Here is an 18197-nt window from a genome sequence, read left to right on the forward strand (position 1 = left end):
CCCGGTTGGGCGGGCGCCCCGATGGCTCCCGAGTGTGCCGCGAATCGTCTGACTAAGCTACCGTCCGCGCGCCCTCAACCGGACGCCTGCAGCTCCTGCAGGATGGCGATCAGCGCCTCGAAACTGACCGGCTTGTTCAGATGCCGGGCGAAACCCGCCGCCCGCGCCTTGTCGATGTCCAGCCGGGTGCCGTAGCCGGACAGCGCCACCGCCGGCGTGCCGACATTGCGATCGCCCGCCCGTATCTGGCGCAGGAATTCGTGGCCGTCCATCTCCGGCATGCCGATGTCGGAGAGGATGACGTCGAAATCCTGCGCCTGGGCCAGCGCCAGGCCGCTCTGGGAGTCGGTCGCGGCGGTGACCAGGATGCCCTCCTCTTCGAGCAGCAGTTGCAGGGTCTCGACGATATCGGGGGAATCGTCCACCAGCAGCACCCGCAGCCCGACAACGGACTGGCCTTCCGCCTGCGCCTCGTCCAGCTGGCGTTCGTCGTCCTGGCACAGCGGCAGCCAGACGCTGAAGCGCGCGCCCAGGCCAAGGCCCTCGGAATGGGCTTCGATGCGCCCGCCATGGGCCTCCACCAGCTGCTTGACCAGCGCCAGGCCGATGCCCAGGCCATGCTGGGCGCGAGCGGTGTATTTCATTTCCGCCTGGCCGAACATGTCGAACACCCGCGGCAGGAAATCCGCTGCTATGCCGTGCCCGGTGTCGGTGACGTCCAGCCGCGCCTCGTCGCCGTCCACCCCCAGGCTGATCTCCACCTGGCCGCCGGCCGGGGTGAACGTGATGGCGTTGTTGAGCAGATTCCAGACGATCTGGCCAATGCGGGTGGCATCCGCCTGGACATGCAACGGCGTCTCCGGCAGCCGGGTGCAACTCACCTGCACCTCGCCTGCGAGCGGACGAATCACGTCGGCGATCTCGCGCAGCTGCTGGGCCAGGTCCAGACTCCGGCGCTCCAGCTTGAGCTTGCCAGTACGGATGCGCGACAGGTCGAGCAGGTCGTCGATGATCTGCGCCTGGCTGCGCACCGCGCGCTGAATGGCCTCGGTAGCACGGCGCGCCAGGGGTACCTCGCGCAGCACCGGCGAACGGATCAGCAGCTCGCTGTTGAGCTGGATGAGATTGAGCGGGTGCTTGAGTTCATGGGACATCACCGCGAAGAACTCGTCCTTGAGCTTGCCCAGCGCCTGACTCTGGGCCAGGTGGTTGGCCGTTTCACTGGCGCGTACGTGATCGGCGGTGGCATCCCGGGCGATCTTGGCGTAGCCCTCACCGCCAGAGGCGTTGCTCATACGGCTGAGCACCCCGGTGCAGTACAGCCGGCTGCCGTCCTTGCGTCTCAGCCAGCGTTCGTCGTGGGCGACGCCCGCTTCCCGGGCCTGGCGCATCTCGGCGTCCGGTACCTGGGCGGCGACGTCTTCCGGGGTGAAGATCAGGCCCATTGGCTGGCCCAGGGCCTCGCGCTCGCTGTAGCCGAACAGCCGGGTGGCCCCGCCGTTCCAGCTGTTGATGATGCCGGCGGCATCCAGGGTGACGATGGCGTAGTCCTGGATGTTCTGCGCCACCAGGCGCATGTTTTCCTCGCCGGCGCGGGCGCGATCCTGGGCCAGGCGCCGGTCGGTGATGTCGATGAAGGTCAGCACCGCACCCTCGATGCGATCCTCGGCGGTGCGATAGGGCAGCAGTCGCGCCAGGTACCAGCGCTCGTCCTGGCTGCGCACCTCGCGCTCGATCAGCCGGAGCGATTCGAATACCTGGTTGGCGTCGGCGGCCAGCTCGGGATAGTCCAGCCGATGGGTGATGTCGAGCAGCGAACGCCCTGTATCGCTGACAATCATGTTGAAGATGCTCACCGCGCGCGGGGTGAATCTCTTGATGCGCATGCCACGATCGACGAACACCGTGGCGATGTCGGTGGAGGTGATGAGGTTCTGCAGATCGTCGTTGATCTTGCCGGTTTCCTCGATCTTGGACTTGAGCTCGTAGTTGACGGTGATCAGTTCCTCGTTGATCGATTGCAGTTCTTCCTTGCTGGTCTCCAGTTCCTCGGTGGCCGACCGCAACTCCTCGTTGATCGCCTGCAGCTCCTCGTTGGACGCCTTGAGCTCCTCGGTAGAGGTCTCGGACTGCTCGATGGTCAGCTGCAGCTGTTCCTTGGTTCGCTGCAGCTCGGCCTCCAGCTGGGTGAGCACGCTGTCCTTGGCCTCGGTGTGATCGCCGCCGGCGTCGGTGCTCATGACGTCTTCGACTTCGTCGAAGAGCACCAGCATGTAGTCGGTACTGGTGTCGCTGTCGCGGAAGGGGCGCACCACCATGTTGATGTAGTAGCTGCGGTCGTCGCGCTGGATATGCACGCGACGCGCCTCGACGCTCTTGTTGCTCTGCAACGCCTGGAACAGTGCCGTACGCAGCTCCAGGCGCAGTTCCTCCAGCACCAGCGCTGGCAGGCTGTAGCTGGGCTCGCCGCCGACGTAGCGCAGAAAGCGCCCGGCCCGCTCGGACATGTGCACGATATTGGATTCGCGGTCGACGATGATGCTCGGCGGCGCGTACTGCTCCAGCACCCGCTGATGCACCTCGGCGAAGGAGACCTTCTTGCGCCGGCCGACCTGGTGCGGCGGCAGGCGCACGCTGTGCATGCCCGGATTGAGATTGAGCAGCGGCGTGGGCCGCACCACGCTGGTGGTGTGCTTGGCGCGGTAGATGCGGTTCTTCTTGTCCACCGTGGCGAACAGGCTGCTCTGCACGTCGGCCGACTCGGAGCTGCCGAGGAACAGATAGCCACCCGGCTTGAGGGCGAAATGGAAGGTGTGCAGGATCTCGGCCTGCACCTCGCGATCCAGATAAATCAGCAGGTTGCGGCAGCTGATGAGATCCAGGCGGGAAAACGGCGGATCGCTGAGCAGGTTGTGCTGGGCGAACAGCACCTTCTCGCGCAGCTCCTTTTTCACCCGGTACTGATTCTGCTCCTTGAGCAGGTGCTGGCGCAGGCGCGCGGGGGCGACGTCGGTGACGATGGAGCCCGGATAGACGCCATGCCGGGCCACCGCCAGGGCATGCTCGTCGAGATCGGTGGCGAACACCTGCAGCCGGGCGCCGGACTGGCGCAACTCGGCCTGTTCGGTCAGCAGCATGGCCAGCGAATAGGCTTCCTCGCCACTGGAACAGGCGGCGCTCCAGACGCGCAATTCCTGGTCGTCTTCGTTGACCGGCAGGTGCTCGAACAACTCCGGAATGACATCGCGTTCCAGGGCCTCGAAGGCCTCGCGATCGCGAAAGAAGTTGGTCACGCCGATGAGCATGTCCTTGAGCAGCGCCGGCGTCTCTTCCGGATGCTCATGGAGAAAGCCGGCATAGGCCGGCATGTCGGCGATGGCGTTGACCTGCATGCGCCGCTCCACCCGGCGCAGCACCGTGGCGGTCTTGTACTGCTTGAAATTGTGTCCGGTGCGGGTGCGCAGCAGGGTGAGGATGTCGCGTAGCGCCAGCTGCATGGCCTTGCTGGACGGACCGGGCACCCGGGACTCATAGTCCAGCTGGCGCAATTCGCTCTGGCTCAGGCTGCTGATGGTGGTGGCCAGTTCCAGCAGCTTCTGCGGCATCTCCACCACGGGCAGGATGAAATCCACGGCGCCCGCGGCGATGGCGCTGCTGGGCATGGAGTCGAATTCGGCATCTTCCGGCGCCTGGGCCAGGGTCACCCCGCCCTGCTCCTTGATCCGCCCCAGGCCCACGGCACCATCGGCGCCGTTGCCCGAGAGGACGATGGCCACGGCATGGGTCCGGTGCACATCGGCCAGGGTGCGAAAGAACAGATCCACCGCCACATGATCGCCCTGGGGGCGTTCCGCTGGACTCAGGCGCAGATAGCCATCGTTCATGGTCAGGTCATGGCCTGGCGGAATCACATAGACATGCTCGGCCTGGATGGGCACCGGCTGGGTGACCTGATGCACCGGCAGGCGGGTAGCGCGCTGCAGGATCTGGTCAAGGTTGCTCTGGTGTTCCCGCGACAGGTGCATCACCACCACGAAGGCCATGCCGCAGTCGGCCGGCAGGGCTTCGAAGAAGCGCAGCAGGGCCTGGATCCCCCCGGCGGAAGCCCCGATCCCCACCACCGGAAACGGCAGATCACTGGGAGTCAGGTGCTTGGGACTGTTGGGTTTGGCCACATCTGCCTGTTTGCTCATCTATCCGCCGTCAGAAAATCCGCAAGAAATCGTGATCGCCGCACCTGCACCGATCCAGCCAGGCCTTCCTCCCTTTCACCCGGAAAAGGCCTGCCGCCGGCCTGAGTATAACGAGCGCACGCCAAAGGGGCGGCCCTCATCCTGCCGCAAGAAGGCGTAGATCGGGGTGTACCGCCTGAATGGGACTGACGAGCGTCGGGCAAGTGCGAGCGAAACGCGGGAAAGGGGCGGGGTGAGGGTGTCCCACGCTCGGCCATTGGCTACACCGGAAACTACGCGTGGATGAGGCTGCGCCGTCATCCACCCTACGCAGGACCCACCCCCCACGCCGATTCGCCCCCTCTCCCGCCTGCGGGAGAGGGCGGGGGTGAGGGTGCTTCAGGCGGCGCGAGTGGCCACGTCAGGAAGCACGCGTGGATGAGGCTGCGCCGTTATCCGCCCTACGCCGAACTCACCCCCCACGCCGATCCGCCCCCTCTCCCGCCTGCGGGAGAGGGCTGGGGTGAGGGTGTTCCTGGCTACGTGAGTGGCCACACCGGAAACTACGCGTGGATGAGGCTGCGCCGTCATCCACCCTACGCAGGACCCACCACCCATGCCGATCCGCCCCTTCTCCCGCCTGCGGGAGAAGGCTGGGGTGAGGGTGCTCCAGGCAGCGCGAGTGGTCCCGCCTGGATGCCCGCGTGGATAAGGCTGCGCCGTTATCCACCCTACGCCGAACTCACCATCCACGCTGATTCGCCCCCTCTCCCGCCTGCGGGAGAGGGCTGGGGTGAGAGTGCTCCAAGCTACGCGATTGGCCCCGCCGGAAACTACGCGTGGATGAGGCTGCGCCGTCATCCACCCTACGCAGGACCCACCACCCACGCCGATCCGCCCCCTCTCCCGCCTGCGAAAGAGGGCTGGGGTGAGGGAGGGTGTTCCAGGCTACGCGAGTGGCCACACCGGAAACTACGCGTGGATGAGTTGCGCCGTTATCCGCCCTACGCGGCAACATCACTCCAGCCCCCTAGAACAACCCCATCTGCTGATCCAACAGCCGGTCGAAGCGGTCCCCGACGAAGGGCAGGATGGCGTCGGCCACCGGGGCCAGCTGGCGCTGCACATAGTGGTCGTAGTCCGGCGGCGCATGGGGCAACTCGACCGGTTCGGCGCCGGCGGTGGTGATCAGGTAGCTGATCCAGCCGCCGCGGCGAAAGCGGCTGCGGCGGCCCAGGCGGGCGCCTTCCGCCTCCAGCAGGCGCGCCGCGCGGACCTGGGGCGAGAGGTTGCTCTGGTATTCCTCCAGCGGCCGGCGCAGGCGCTTGCGATAGACCAGCAGGTCGTCGAAGTCGCCGGCGCGGGTACGGGCGACGAAGTCGCGCACATAGTCCTCATGGGGCTCGCCGGTGAAGATGCGCAGGTAGAGCTCGCGCTGGAAGCGCTGGGCCAGCGGCGACCAGTCGCTGCGCACCGTCTCCAGCCCCTTGAACACCAGCTCCGGCTGGCCATCGGCAGCGGGGCGCAACCCGGCGTATCTCTTCTTGCTGCCTTCCTCCGCGCCGCGGATGGTGGGCATGAGAAAGCGGCTGAAGTGGGTCTCGTATTGCAGCTCCAGGTGGCTTTCCAGTCCCAGCTCGGTCTGCAGCTGCGCGCGCCAATGGGCGTTGACCGCCGCCACCAGGTCGCGACCGATGCGCTCGGCCTCGGCCTCTTCGTGAGCGCGGCCGAGCCAGACGAAGGTGGAATCGGTGTCGCCATAGATCACCCGATGGCCACGCGCCTCGATCAGCTCGCGGGTCTGGTGCATCACCGCATGGCCGCGCAGGGTGATGGACGAGGCCAGGCGGTGATCGAAGAAGCGGCAGTGCGGGGTGCCCAGCACGCCATAGAAGCTGTTCATGATGATCTTCAGCGCCTGGGCCAGGGGCGCATTGCCGGCGCGCTTGGCCGCATCGCGCCCCTCCCAGACCCGCGCCACCATCTCCGGCAGGCAGTGCCGGGTGCGATGGAAGCGCGCGCCGCGAAAGCCCGGTACCGTCTCCGCCTCGGGCAGCGCCAGGCCCTCCACCAGGCCCACCGGATCGATGAGAAAGGTGCGGATCAGCGAGGGATAGAGACTCTTGTAATCCAGCACCAGCACCGAGTCGTAGAGCCCGGGCCGCGAATCCATGACGAAGCCGCCGGGGCTGGCCTCGGGCGGCTGGGCGCCGAGATTGGGCGCGACAAAACCCTGGCGGTGCATCAGCGGCAGATAGAGGTGGTAGAAGGCGGCGATGGAGGCGCCATGACGCTCCAGCGGCAAGCCGGTGACGCTGGCCCGCTCCAGCAGGAAGCGCAGCAGGCCGGTCTTCTCGAAGATGCGGGTAACCAGCTCGCAGTCCACCAGGTTGTAGCGCGCCAGGGCGCTCTTCTCGCCGGCGAACATGCGATTGATCGAGGCCATGCGGTCGTGGGGATTGTCGATGGCCTTGCCCTCGCCCAGCAGGGTGCGGCTGACGTTCTCCAGGCTGTAGGAGGGAAACACCCAGGTCGCCGACTTGAGCGCCTCCACCCCGTCGATGATCGGCCGCCCGGCCAGCAGGGCGTGGAAGGGCCGGCCCTGGCCGCCGGGTTCGTAGCGATCGTCCTCGACGGCGCCGCGGCCCAGGTGCAGGGTCACGCCCAGTTTGCGCGCGTGCTCGTGGAGCACGCGGATGTCGAATTGCAGCACGCTCCAGCCGATGATGACGTCGGGATCGTGGCGCGCCATCCAGGCATTGAGGCGTTCGAGCAGGGTAGCGCGGTCGGCGACATATTCCAGGTCGAAGTCCACCGCGGCATCTTCCCCGGTAGGCGGGCCGAGCATGTACACCTGGCGCTGGCCGCAGCCGTGCAGGCCGATGCTGTAGAGCTCGCCGCGCTCGCTGGTCTCGATATCCAGCGACAGGGTGCGCAGCGTGGGGCGGTAGTCGGGATCCGGCCGCAAGGGCGCGCCGTCGGCGGTGGGCAGCGTCACCGGCGCGGTGATGAAGCGCTCCATGAGAAAGCGATCCGCCGGGGCGATGTCCGTCTCGTAGACGTCGATGCCGGCGGCGGGGAGGCGCTGTTCCAGTTCGCGCAGGGTGCGATAGCGCGGCGCATAGAGCCCCAGGACGGGGCGCCGCTGGAAGTCCTGCAGCGCCAGCTCGCGGATCTCCACCCCGGCCGGCAGCAGGCGCTCGATATCCGCCCGTCGTGCGGCCGGGGCAAAGGCCACCGCCTGTTGCCCCGGCACCCGCAGCTGGTGCGGACCGCTGTCGGTGGCGAACCAGAACACCAGCTCCATCCCGGTGGAAGTCTCGCGCCAGAGGCGTGTCAGCAAGAAACCCTGGACGGCGGCCAAAGCGGTGGCGCTCCTCGACATGGATGAAAGACCCATTCTCGCAAGGCCAGCCGATACAGGCGACCTCGGCGCGCCCGGTGGTCCGCTCGTCGCCCCCGCCGAATGGCCTGTGTCCTGTGGCGATGATCTTGCATCGAATGCCCACACCCGTCGTAGAGCCGACTATTCGGCGCCTGGGCGCACCCTAGCTTTCAGTTGTCAGGCCGTGTCATGAATCCGTTGTCGTCGTCGTTTCCCACCGCTGCCGCACCCCGCTACAACGCCCAGCAAGCGCGCGTGCGCGAGCAGGCGCGTCGCTGGCTGGAACAGGACGTCCTGGTGCTGGATACCGAGGCGACCGGCCTGGGCGAGGATGCCCAGCTGATCGAGGTGGCGGTCATGACCCTCAGTGGCCGGGTGCTGCTTGATACCCTGGTCCGCCCAGGCATCGCCGTACCGCGCGAGGCGACCCTGATCCATGGTCTGACCGACGCCCACCTGGCCCAGGCGCCGCGCTTTCCCGAGGTGTTCGCCACCCTCTGGCCGCTGCTGCGGGGCCGCACCGTGCTGGCCTATGGCATGGCCTTCGACTATCGCCTGCTGGCGCACAATGCCCGCCTCCACGGCCAGGCCCTGCCGCCGGAACTGGAGCGCGAGACGCCGCCGGTGCAACTGGTGGATGGCACCCGCCTGCACTGCCTGATGCAGCTCTATGCGCACTTCTGGCAGGAGCCCAGTCTGGACAGCCGCAGCCAGGACGGCTGGCGCCGCAAGTCCCTGGCCATGGCCGCCCGTCAGCAGGGCGTCGTGGTGCAGGAAACCCATCGCGCCCTGCCCGATTGCCGACTCAAGGCCGCCCTGGTGCAGGCGCTGGCCGGGGAGGCACCGGCCACCTGGCAGGGTCTGCAGGCGCTGGCGGGCTAGCCGAGCGGCAAGGTACCGGCTGGCAGACAGGCTAACGCTGCGCGACTTGCCATACTGGAGTCGTCATCCCGCCCGAGGCCCCGCCATGAAAGCCGTCGTCTACGAAGCCTTTTCCGCGCCACCCCGCCTGTGCACGGTGCCGGACCCCACCCCCGAAGCCCACGGTGTGGTGCTCAGGGTCATGGCCACTGGCGTCTGCCGCAGCGACTGGCACGGCTGGGTCGGCCATGACAGCGACATCGAATTGCCCCATGTGCCGGGCCACGAACTGGCCGGGGTGGTCGAGGCGGTGGGCAGGGACGTGACCCTCTGGCGCGTCGGCGACCGGGTGACGGTGCCCTTCGTCGGTGGCTGCGGCGCCTGTCCGCAGTGCCATGCCGGCCACCAGCAGGTCTGCGATCACCAGTTCCAGCCCGGCTTCACTCACTGGGGATCCTTTGCCCAGTACGTCGGCATCCACCAGGCCGATCTCAATCTGGTCGCCCTGCCCGAGCAACTGGACTTCGCCACCGCGGCCAGCCTGGGCTGCCGTTTCGTGACGGCCTTTCGCGCGGTGGTCGATCAGGGCCGGGTCAGCGCCGGCCAGTGGGTCGCGGTGCACGGCTGCGGTGGCGTCGGCCTCTCGGCGATCATGATCGCCCGCGCCCTGGGCGCCCAGGTGGTGGCCATCGACATCACCGCCGACAAGCTGGCCCTGGCGCGTCGCCTCGGCGCGGTGGCGACGATCGATGCCACCCAGGTGGCCAGCGTGCCCGAGGCGGTGCAAGAACTGACCGGCGGCGGTGCGCACCTCTCCCTCGACGCCCTCGGCCATCCCACCACCTGCTGCAATTCCATCGCCTGCCTGCGCAAGCGCGGCAGGCACGTCCAGGTCGGACTGCTGCTGGGTGACCAGGCGACCCCGGCGCTGCCGATGAACCTGGTGATCGCCCGGGAACTGGAGATCCTCGGCAGCCACGGCATGCAGGCCCATCGCTACGACGTGCTGATGGCCATGCTGCGCCAGGGCACCCTGGCGCCGGAGAAACTGATCGGCCGCGAGATCAGCCTGGCCGAATCCGGCGCGGCGCTGATGCACATGGACAGGTTCGAAGGCACCGGGGTGACCGTCATCACCCGCTTCGACTAGCCGGGCTAGTCGGCCTCCGCCGCCTGCAACACCCAGCGCAGGCCCTGCAGGTCCTCGGCGGACAGGGTCTCGCGCAGGCGGCAGAGGCGATAGTGAACGCGAGTGTTCATGGCCACCCACTCCAGGTCCTGGCGGGTGGGCTGAGCGACGAAGTATTCGCCATAGCGCTCGTCCAGCCCGGCCATGCGGTACTGGCCCTTGAGCGGCAGATAGATCTGGTTGTTCATCTCCCAGCGACTGGCGCTGCAGCCATGGAAGCGCACCTTGTCGCCAAAGGTGGACAGCTGGGTGCGAAAATCGGTGGTGGCATTGCCGGCACTGGTCTTGAACTGGCTGGCGATGACGCTGAAGACGATACCTTCCGGCGAGGGCGCGCCCCGCCATTCGATGACCCGGCGATTGAGCGCCGTGTCGAATCCATCGGTGAAGATACCGGCGGCCTGCGCCGTGAGCGTTGGCAGGGTCAAGGCACCCAGCAACGCCATCATTGTTTTCAAAACGAGCTCCTGGTGATGACCCCGGCGTCTAGCCTGAGGCAGCAGGCCGAGGCGGCAAAGGGCCAGCTTCAGACTTTGGAGACCCGATTGGCTGAAAGGTGCCCCCGCCGGTCCGGATAAGCGGTATCTTTCACAGTCTAGCGACGAGCCCGCCTCGTCCACCCCCTTGAACCGTCGCCGGCGAGGCGTACGGCCCGACAACGAAACGACCGGCCAAGCCGCCGGAGAGCACTGCGAGGATCTATGAGCGCTGCGGACATCGATTGGAAGACCCTCGGTTTCGACTACATCAAGACCGACTTCCGCTATATCGCCACCTATCGCAACGGCAGCTGGGGACCCGGCGAGCTGACTCGCGACAACCAGCTGCACATCAGCGAAGGCTCCACGGCCATCCACTACGGCCAGCAGTGCTTCGAAGGCCTCAAGGCCTATCGCTGCCAGGACGGCTCCATCAACCTGTTCCGCCCCGACCGCAACGCCGCGCGCATGCACAAGAGCTGCGCCCGCCTGCTGATGCCGCCGGTCCCCACCGAGATGTTCATCGACGCCTGCCAGCAGGTGGTCAAGGCCAACGAGGCCTGGATCCCGCCCTACGGCACCGGTGGCGCCTTCTACCTGCGCCCCTTCGTCATCGGCGTGGGTGACAACATCGGCGTACGCACCGCCCCCGAATTCCACTTCGTGGTGTTCGGCATCCCGGTCGGCGCCTACTTCAAGGGCGGCATGACCCCGCACAACTTCGTCATCTCCAGCTACGACCGCGCCGCGCCCCAGGGCACCGGCGCCGCCAAGGTCGGTGGCAACTACGCCGCCAGCCTGATGCCCGGCGCCCAGGCCAAGGCCGAAGGCTTCGCCGACTGCATCTACCTGGACCCCCTGACCCATCGCAAGATCGAGGAAGTCGGCTCGGCCAACTTCTTCGCCATCACCGGCGACGGCAAGTTCGTCACCCCGCGCTCCGAGTCGGTGCTGCCGGGCGTGACCCGCATGTCGCTGATGGACCTGGCGCGCGAGCGGCTGAACCTGGAGGTGGTCGAGGGCGACGTCCATATCGACCAGCTCGACCAGTTCGTCGAAGCCGGCGCCTGCGGCACCGCGGCGGTCATCACCCCCATCGGCGGCATCCAGTACGGCGAGAAGCTGCACGTCTTCCACAGCCTGACCGAAGTCGGCCCGGTGACGCGCAAGCTGTACGAAGAACTGACCGGCATCCAGACCGGCGACAAGCCGGCGCCGGAGGGTTGGATCGTCAAGGTCTGACTCGCGGTTGGTTTGGTTTGAAGAAGGCGCCTCAGGGCGCCTTTTTCATTGGACAAGGGGTTGGCGGTAGGTTGGGTTGAGCGCAAGCGAAGCCCAACGCTACGGTGCTACAGGCTTGGCTTTGTCGGTGCCTTGGCTGCTTATCGAGTGCGTTGACGGTTTTGATTTCGCCCACCCGGGCGAGTCACTTTTGCCAATCGCGGCAAAAGTAACCAAAAACGCTTGCCCCGGACATCCGGCCCTCCGCTGCGCTCCGGGTCCGCTCACGCCAGCGCCGCTCCGGGGTCGGCCTACACGGGCCGTCCATGGCCCGTTAGGCCTCTCGCCGCATCCATGCGGCTCGACCCACTCCACGACACTGGCGTTCGCCCTCCTGAACGGGGCGATCCACGTGCCTGATGCTTTGGGTGCAAACCGGTAGGGTGGACAACGGCGCAGCCTTGTCCACGCGTTAAGCGTTACTCCCTCAGTGGAAAACGCTGCGCGGTTTTCCACGCTACAACCTGTGAACACCCAAGTATCAGGCTTGCGTCCCGTCCCCGTCAGTGAGGCCGAGTGCAGGCGTTGCGCAGGGGGATGCGAGGCAGGACGCCGAGCAAGGCGCGAGGGGCAGGAGGCCCCTTCGTGCCGTGCCCCCGGAGCGGCGCCGGAGCGCGGGGACCCGGAGCGCAGCGAAGGGCCGAAACGTGGGGACAAGCGTTTTTGGTTACTTTTTGGCGTTTGAAAAAAGTGACTCGCCCGGGTGGGCGAAACAGCAACCATCAGCAAACCACGATAATAAGCCAGTACAACAGCTCAAACCCAAAGCCTTGGGCTTCGCCTGCGCTCAACACAACCTACACAACCACCCTCCCCTACACCCCCTCCCGCCGCCGCAGGATGGCGCGGGCGCCGATGAACAGCACCGCCACGCAGATCGCCGCGGCGATCAGCCAGCGCTTCGACACATGATGCTCGGCGAAGAAGTCGCGCAGGATCTCGCCCACCGCATAGCCGATGCCGGTCATGACGAAGCCCCAGAGCAGCGCGCCGATGATGTTGTAGAACAGGAAGCGCCGTGGGCGTACGCCGCTGGCGCCGATCAGCAGCGGGCCGATCAGGCGGAAGCCGTAGGCGAAACGGATGCCGATGATCCACAGCGCCTCGTGGCGATGGATACGGCTGCGCAGCCAGTCGATGCGTGCCTGCTGGCGCTTGAAACGACCAAGGATGCTGTCGCCGTAGCGACGCCCCAGAAAGAACAGCGTCTGGTCACCGATGAAGCCGCCCAGGGCCACGCAGACGGCCGTGAGCGGAAACAGCAGATAGCCGTGGCGGGCGGCGATGCCGGCCAGGATGGCCACGCCATCGCCCTCGATCAGGGCGCCCAGCACGGCGGCGCCGTAGCCGTAGTTGCTGATGACCTCGCTGTCGATCATGGCGCGTCCCTAGAGACCGAGGATGGTCAGCATGATGAAGGTGCCGAACAGCACGAAGTGGGTCATGCCCTCGATGGCGTTGGTCTCGCCGTCGTTGAGGTTGATGGCGGCGACGATCAAGGTCACGGCCATCATCACCGTCTGCACCGGGGTCATGGCCATCTGGATGGGCTGGCCATTGAACAGGGCGATGGCTTCCACCACCGGTACGGTGAGGATGACGGTGGACAGGCTGGCGCCCAGGGCGATGTTGATCACCGACTGCATGCGATTGGCCATGGCCGCGCGCAGGGCCGTGAGGATCTCCGGACTGGCGGAGATCACCGCCACCACCAGGGCAGGCACCAGGGCCGGCACGGCCAGGCCTTCCAGACCGGTATCCAGCGACTTGGACATCACCTCGGCCAGGGCCCCGGTGGCGACGATGCCGACGATCAAGAGGCCGATGGACAGCGCCGAGCTGCTCTCGCCATGGCCGCCTGCCTCGCCCTGCCCTTCCACGGCCGGGCGCTTGCGCTTCTTCTCTGGGTAGCTGTAGCTGAAGAAGTAGCTGTGTGGACCGGTCTGCATGCGCAGGAACAGCGCATAGAGCAGCGCCATGGCGCCGATGGTGAAGAAGGAATAGACGTGCCACTGAGCCGTGGGGATGAATTCCGGCACCAGCATGGAGATGCTCACCGCAGTCATGATCATCACGCCGTAGCTGCGGCTGGAATCGTCGTTGTAGGGCTGCTCGCCGTGCTTGAGGCCGCCGAGCAGCGCCGCGAGACCGATGATGCCGTTCATGTCCAGCATCACCGCGGCGTAGATGGTGTCGCGGGCCAGGGTCGGCGAGTGGTCGTGGCTCATCATGATCGCCAGGATGATCACCTCCACCAGCACGGCGGAAAGGGTCAGGATCATGGTGCCGTAGGGATCGCCGACCTTTTCCGCCAGCAATTCGGCGTGGTGGGCGACGCGCATGGCCGCGCAGATGATGGCGGCGATCAGGCCGCCGGCGGCGACCAGCGCCAGGGTCTGGCCACCGCCGAGCAGCGCGTGTTCGAACACATAGGCCAGCACCGTGGCACCGATGGCGACCAGCAGCAGGGTTTCGTCTTTGAGGGCGGCGAGCATGGAAAAGGCGTCCTTGGTTGAGCAATGCCTTGTTACGACCGCCATAGACGGCAAAACGCTCGCACCGCGATACGCCCTGCCCTGATCGCCCGCGCGGCGGCCCCTCAGCCAACCCGAGCGCGCGGCGCCAGACGCTTCCACACCGCCCTAGTGCCGGTGGCGCAGACCTGGCGATAGCCCAGGGCGTGACGCTCGACCAGGTACCAGGACACCACCGCCAGTGGGAGGGTGATGCCGATGGAAAGGATCACCATGGTCCAGGCCTCGATGCCGGGGATCACCGCCGCCAGGGTCTGCTGCACCGGAAAGGAGTAGATGTAGAGGCCATAGGAATAGTCGCCCACCTCGTTGAAGGCGCGGATGCGCCCGGCCGGCACGAAGGCGAGATAGAGCAGTACGTAGCCCAGCACCAGGTTATAGACCAGAAAGAAGCTGTCACGGTCGGGCGTGGCCACCGCCAGCAGCGCCACGGCGGCGACGAAGAGCGCGCGCGACAGCGGGATGTAGGCGCGCAGCACATAGAAGGCGCCACCGAGAAAGAACATCTGGAACAGCCGCAGCAGATGGGATTCGCTGGCGAAGAAGTAGTGGGCGAACAGCTTGAACAGGGCGGCGCCCACGGCGAACAGCAGGATGGCGCGCTGGAAGTGGCGACTGTCCAGGCGCAGCCAGAGCACGGCCAGCCAGAGCAGCGCCAGGGCGCCGTACATGCCTACCTCGAAGGGCAGCGTCCACAGCGAGCCATTGACGATGGCCTGCAGTGGATTGCCTTCGAACAGCCCGGGCAGGTCGAACTCGGCGCCGGCGATCAGGCCGGTGTTCTTGAACAGATAGAACCAGGTCTGGGGATCGCTCAGATAATCCTGCAGGGGCGCCCGGGTCAGCCAGGCGCCGAGGCCGAGCACCGTCAGCACCAGCATCACCAGTAGCCCCGGTACCACGCGCAGCGCGCGACCCCAGACGAAATCGATGATGTCGGCCCGGCTGAGCAGGCTCTTGGTGACCAGGAAACCGCTGGTGATGAAGAAGATGTCGACCGCGATGTCGCCCAGGGTCATGCCAAGGCTCTCGCGTCCGGGCTCCGCCGTGGGGGTGCCACTGGAGATGGCGAAGCTGTGGCTGAAGACCACGGCGAGCGCCGCGATCATGCGAATCAGATTGAGATTGTTGTTCTTGCCGCCAACATGATCCTGAACGGTCTGCACGGATACCTCACGCGTGGTGTTTGGAGCCATGCGTCCCGATTGTAGTCAGATCCAGACCCGATGCAGGCGTTATGGCCTTTTGCTGGCCCAAAGCGTGGAATGCTGGGAATTTCTGACCGACGAAGCCACCGTACATCGGTCAGCGGGAACCCGGACGGCTGCGGAAAACCGGGCAAAGCGTGCGACAATCGTCCATCTTTTCCTGATTCAAGCTATCCCGAGGATCCCATGTACGACTGGCTCAACGCCCTGCCCAAGGCCGAACTGCACCTGCACCTGGAAGGCACCCTGGAGCCCGAGTTGCTGTTCAAGCTGGCCGAGCGCCATGGCGTCGCCCTGCCCTGGGGTGATGTCGAAGCCCTGCGCGCCGCCTACAACTTCGGCAATCTGCAGGAATTCCTCGACCTCTATTACGCCGGTGCCGACGTGCTGCGCACCGAGCAGGACTTCTACGACCTGACCTGGGCCTATCTGCTCAAGTGCAAGGAACAGAACGTCATCCACACCGAACCCTTCTTCGATCCCCAGACCCACACCGATCGCGGCATTCCCTTCGAGGTGGTGGTGCGCGGTATCACCCAGGCGCTGGCCGATGGGGAAAAGCAGCTGGGCGTGACCAGCGGGCTGATCCTGAGCTTTCTGCGGCACCTGTCCGAGGACGCCGCCCAGGCCACCCTGGATCAGGCGCTGCCGTTCCGCGACCACTTCGTCGCCGTCGGCCTGGACAGTTCGGAAAAGGGTCATCCGCCGAGCAAGTTCAAGCGCGTCTTCGCCCGAGCCCGTGCCGAAGGCTTTCCGGCCGTCGCCCATGCCGGCGAGGAAGGTCCGCCGGAGTACATCTGGGAAGCACTCGACCAGCTCGGCGTGGTGCGGATCGACCACGGCGTGCGCGCCTTCGAGGACGAGCGCCTGATGGCTCGCCTGGCCGACCAGCAGATCCCGCTCACCGTCTGCCCGCTGTCCAACACCAAGCTCTGCGTGTTCGACGACATGAGCCAGCACACCATCCTCAAGATGCTCGACCGCGGCCTCAAGGTCACCGTCAACTCGGATGACCCGGCCTACTTCGGCGGCTACGTCACCGAGAACTTCATGGCCCTGCACGAAGGCCTGGGCATGACCCAGGAACAGGCCCGGCGCCTGGCGCAGAACAGCCTCGACGCCCGCCTGGTGAAATGAGCATGAGCCTGACCGCTGCCGAGATTTCCTACTACGAACGCTTCGCCGAGCGCCTGGCCGATGCCGCCGCCGTGGCCATCCAGCCCTACTTCCGCGCCCAGCTGGCGGTGGACGACAAGGGCGACGCGGCCGTCGCCGGGCGTCGCTACGACCCGGTGACCATCGCCGACAAGGCCGCCGAACGGGCCATGCGTGAACTCATCCAGGCCGAGCACCCGGATCACGGTATCCTGGGCGAGGAAGAGGAAAACGTCGCCGGCAGCAGCCCCCTGAGCTGGGTGCTCGACCCCATCGACGGCACCCGCGCCTTCATCACCGGCCTGCCGCTGTGGGGCACCCTGGTGGCGCTCAACGACGGCAGCCGTCCGGTGATCGGGGTGATGAACCAGCCCTTCACCGGCGAACGCTACCTGGGCACCCCGGCCGGCGCCTGGCGCAACGGCGCGGCCCTGCGCACCCGTCCCTGCGCCAGCCTGGCCCAGGCCCGGCTGATGTGCACCAGCCGCGATATCTTCGACACCCCCGAGCGCCTGGCCGCCTTCGACGCCGTGGCGGCCGAGGTACAGCTGGCGCGCTTCGGCGGCGACTGCTACGCCTACTGCATGCTGGCCTCGGGCTTCGTCGACATCATCATCGAGGCGGGCCTGCAGCCCTACGACGTCCAGGCACTGATCCCCATCATCGAAGGCGCCGGCGGCCGCATGACCGCCTGGGACGGCGGCGATGCCCAGCAGGGCGGCGCCATCCTCGCCTGCGGTGATCCGAAGTTGCATGCGCTGTTGGTGGAGCGGTTGCAGCACCTGGCCTGAGGCTTGGCAGACGGCTTCGTAGGTTGGGTTGAGCGGAGCGAAGCCCAACATTACGGAGCTGCAATCTTGGCTTTATAGGTGCCCGGCTGCTTATTGAGTGCTCTGATGGCTCTTGTTTCGCCCACCCGGGCGAGTCACTTTTGCCAATCGCGGCTGCGCGCCCCGGACAAAAGTAACCAAAAACGCTTGCCCCGGACATCCGGCCCTCGCTGCGCTGCGGGTGACTCGCGTTGCTCGCCCTTCGGGCCAGCCTACGGCTGTTACTCCGCTACGCTACGTTTCGCTCACGCCAGCGCCGTTCCGGGGTCGGTCCAGATGGGCCGTCCATGGCCCACTGGACCTCTCGCCGCATCCATGCGGCTCGACCCACTCCACAACACTGGCGCTCGCCCTCCTGAACGGGGCGATTCGCCAGCCTGAAAGTTTTGGTTGAGGAGCCCAAGCGCTTTCGTAGCGTGGACAACGGCGGAGCCTTGTCCACTGATGGTGTCAGTACTCGCCATTGGAAAATGCTACGCGGTTTTACACGCTACGCCTTGACTCTACTGGAATCGCGGCCATGCCGGTGCGCCGTAGCGACCGCTCCTACGAGATATACGGCTACTGTAGGAGCGGCCCATGGCCGCGATAAAGACAGTTGCTTCGGCAGTTAAGGGCTGCCAGGGGAAAACGCTCTGCGGCTTTACACGTTACAGATCCTGTGAACACCCAAGATTCACGCTTGCGCCCCGTCCCCGCCAGTGAGGCCGAGTGCAGGGGTTGCGAGGCAGGACGCCGAGCGAGGCGCAAGGGGCAGGAAGCCCCTTCGTGCCGTGCCCCCCGGAGCGGCGCCGGAGCGAGGGGACCCGGAGCGCAGCGGAGGGCCGAACTATCGAGGTGTGCTTTCTTTTGCTTACTTTTCTTTGCACCGGGCGACGATCCGCAAGCAAAGAAAAGTGAGTCGCCGGCCAAGCGAAACAAGAGCTATCAACAGACCTCAATAACCAGCCAAGACACCAAAAGCCATCGCGGCCATGGGCCGCTCCTACAGACCCAATCCGAGCCTGCAGGAGCGGCCGCGATTGGCCCCATGGCAATCATCCCCCGCTAACCTCTTAAGCCCCCTCTAAGCCAACTCCCGTATACCGGCAGGATTCCGCCAA

The 18197-nt window shown here is 66.3% G+C and carries 11 protein-coding genes; 5 read left to right on the forward strand and 6 right to left on the reverse strand.

What is annotated here, in order from left to right; translation table 11 throughout:
* Positions 1–74: 74 nt before the first annotated feature.
* On the reverse strand, positions 75–4193 hold the full coding sequence (locus PSEK12I1_RS0105660) for a CheR family methyltransferase (RefSeq protein WP_027600928.1): 4119 nt from the start codon (positions 4191–4193) through the stop codon (positions 75–77).
* 1009 nt (positions 4194–5202) lie between these two features.
* Positions 5203–7536 (reverse strand): DNA polymerase II, encoded by a 2334-nt coding sequence (locus PSEK12I1_RS0105665; RefSeq protein ID WP_027600929.1) that lies wholly within the window; start codon positions 7534–7536, stop codon positions 5203–5205.
* A 210-nt stretch (positions 7537–7746) separates the two neighbouring features.
* Here PSEK12I1_RS0105665 and PSEK12I1_RS0105670 point away from each other — a divergent pair, with 210 nt between their 5' ends.
* Together PSEK12I1_RS0105670 and PSEK12I1_RS0105675 are read left to right on the forward strand one after the other, a co-directional pair.
* Entirely contained in the window at positions 7747–8439 is a 693-nt protein-coding gene (locus PSEK12I1_RS0105670; RefSeq protein WP_027600071.1) for a 3'-5' exonuclease, read from the forward strand.
* 85 nt (positions 8440–8524) lie between these two features.
* Positions 8525–9568, forward strand: a complete 1044-nt coding sequence (locus PSEK12I1_RS0105675) for a zinc-dependent alcohol dehydrogenase family protein (RefSeq protein WP_027600930.1) — start codon at positions 8525–8527, stop codon at positions 9566–9568.
* Positions 9569–9573: 5 nt separating this feature from the next.
* Here PSEK12I1_RS0105675 and PSEK12I1_RS0105680 read toward each other — a convergent pair whose 3' ends face one another.
* The gene (locus PSEK12I1_RS0105680; protein ID WP_169742435.1) at positions 9574–10065 is read right to left on the reverse strand and encodes a hypothetical protein; all 492 of its coding nucleotides are present in this window, start codon (positions 10063–10065) and stop codon (positions 9574–9576) included.
* Positions 10066–10308: 243 nt separating this feature from the next.
* Here PSEK12I1_RS0105680 and PSEK12I1_RS0105685 point away from each other — a divergent pair, with 243 nt between their 5' ends.
* Positions 10309–11328, forward strand: coding sequence for a branched-chain amino acid aminotransferase (locus tag PSEK12I1_RS0105685; protein ID WP_027600068.1), 1020 nt, complete (start codon positions 10309–10311; stop codon positions 11326–11328).
* Positions 11329–12182: 854 nt separating this feature from the next.
* Here the strand turns inward: PSEK12I1_RS0105685 and PSEK12I1_RS0105690 are convergent.
* The 3 genes from PSEK12I1_RS0105690 to PSEK12I1_RS0105700 all read right to left on the reverse strand — a co-directional run bounded on the left by PSEK12I1_RS0105690 (position 12183) and on the right by PSEK12I1_RS0105700 (position 15067).
* On the reverse strand, positions 12183–12746 hold the full coding sequence (locus PSEK12I1_RS0105690) for a DedA family protein (protein WP_027600931.1): 564 nt from the start codon (positions 12744–12746) through the stop codon (positions 12183–12185).
* 9 nt (positions 12747–12755) lie between these two features.
* On the reverse strand, positions 12756–13862 hold the full coding sequence (locus tag PSEK12I1_RS0105695) for a calcium:proton antiporter (RefSeq protein WP_027600066.1): 1107 nt from the start codon (positions 13860–13862) through the stop codon (positions 12756–12758).
* Positions 13863–13966: 104 nt separating this feature from the next.
* Positions 13967–15067 carry an acyltransferase gene (locus PSEK12I1_RS0105700; protein WP_231501046.1) on the reverse strand — a complete coding sequence of 367 codons (1101 nt, stop codon included), beginning with the start codon at positions 15065–15067 and terminating at the stop codon, positions 13967–13969.
* A gap of 228 nt (positions 15068–15295) precedes the next feature.
* Between PSEK12I1_RS0105700 and PSEK12I1_RS0105705 the strand changes: the two genes are divergently transcribed.
* Together PSEK12I1_RS0105705 and hisN are read left to right on the forward strand one after the other, a co-directional pair.
* Entirely contained in the window at positions 15296–16246 is a 951-nt protein-coding gene (locus tag PSEK12I1_RS0105705) for an adenosine deaminase (protein WP_027600933.1), read from the forward strand.
* Between the two features lie 2 nt (positions 16247–16248).
* The gene (gene hisN, locus PSEK12I1_RS0105710) at positions 16249–17055 is read left to right on the forward strand and encodes a histidinol-phosphatase (RefSeq protein ID WP_027600934.1); all 807 of its coding nucleotides are present in this window, start codon (positions 16249–16251) and stop codon (positions 17053–17055) included.
* The last annotated feature ends 1142 nt before the right edge of the window (positions 17056–18197 follow it).

The organism is Pseudomonas sp. MOIL14HWK12:I1, from assembly GCF_000510705.1.
Classification (GTDB): domain Bacteria; phylum Pseudomonadota; class Gammaproteobacteria; order Pseudomonadales; family Pseudomonadaceae; genus Chryseomonas; species Chryseomonas oryzihabitans.

Excerpts from the sequence above, each read along its gene's own strand:
- PSEK12I1_RS0105660 (WP_027600928.1), bottom strand. The coding sequence starts at position 4,193 with ATGAGCAAACAGGCAGATGTGGCCAAACCCAACAGTCCCAAGCACCTG.
- PSEK12I1_RS0105670 (WP_027600071.1), top strand. The coding sequence starts at position 7,747 with ATGAATCCGTTGTCGTCGTCGTTTCCCACCGCTGCCGCACCCCGCTAC.
- PSEK12I1_RS0105675 (WP_027600930.1), top strand. The coding sequence starts at position 8,525 with ATGAAAGCCGTCGTCTACGAAGCCTTTTCCGCGCCACCCCGCCTGTGC.
- PSEK12I1_RS0105685 (WP_027600068.1), top strand. The coding sequence starts at position 10,309 with ATGAGCGCTGCGGACATCGATTGGAAGACCCTCGGTTTCGACTACATC.
- PSEK12I1_RS0105690 (WP_027600931.1), bottom strand. The coding sequence starts at position 12,746 with ATGATCGACAGCGAGGTCATCAGCAACTACGGCTACGGCGCCGCCGTG.
- PSEK12I1_RS0105695 (WP_027600066.1), bottom strand. The coding sequence starts at position 13,862 with ATGCTCGCCGCCCTCAAAGACGAAACCCTGCTGCTGGTCGCCATCGGT.
- PSEK12I1_RS0105705 (WP_027600933.1), top strand. The coding sequence starts at position 15,296 with ATGTACGACTGGCTCAACGCCCTGCCCAAGGCCGAACTGCACCTGCAC.
- hisN (WP_027600934.1), top strand. The coding sequence starts at position 16,249 with ATGAGCCTGACCGCTGCCGAGATTTCCTACTACGAACGCTTCGCCGAG.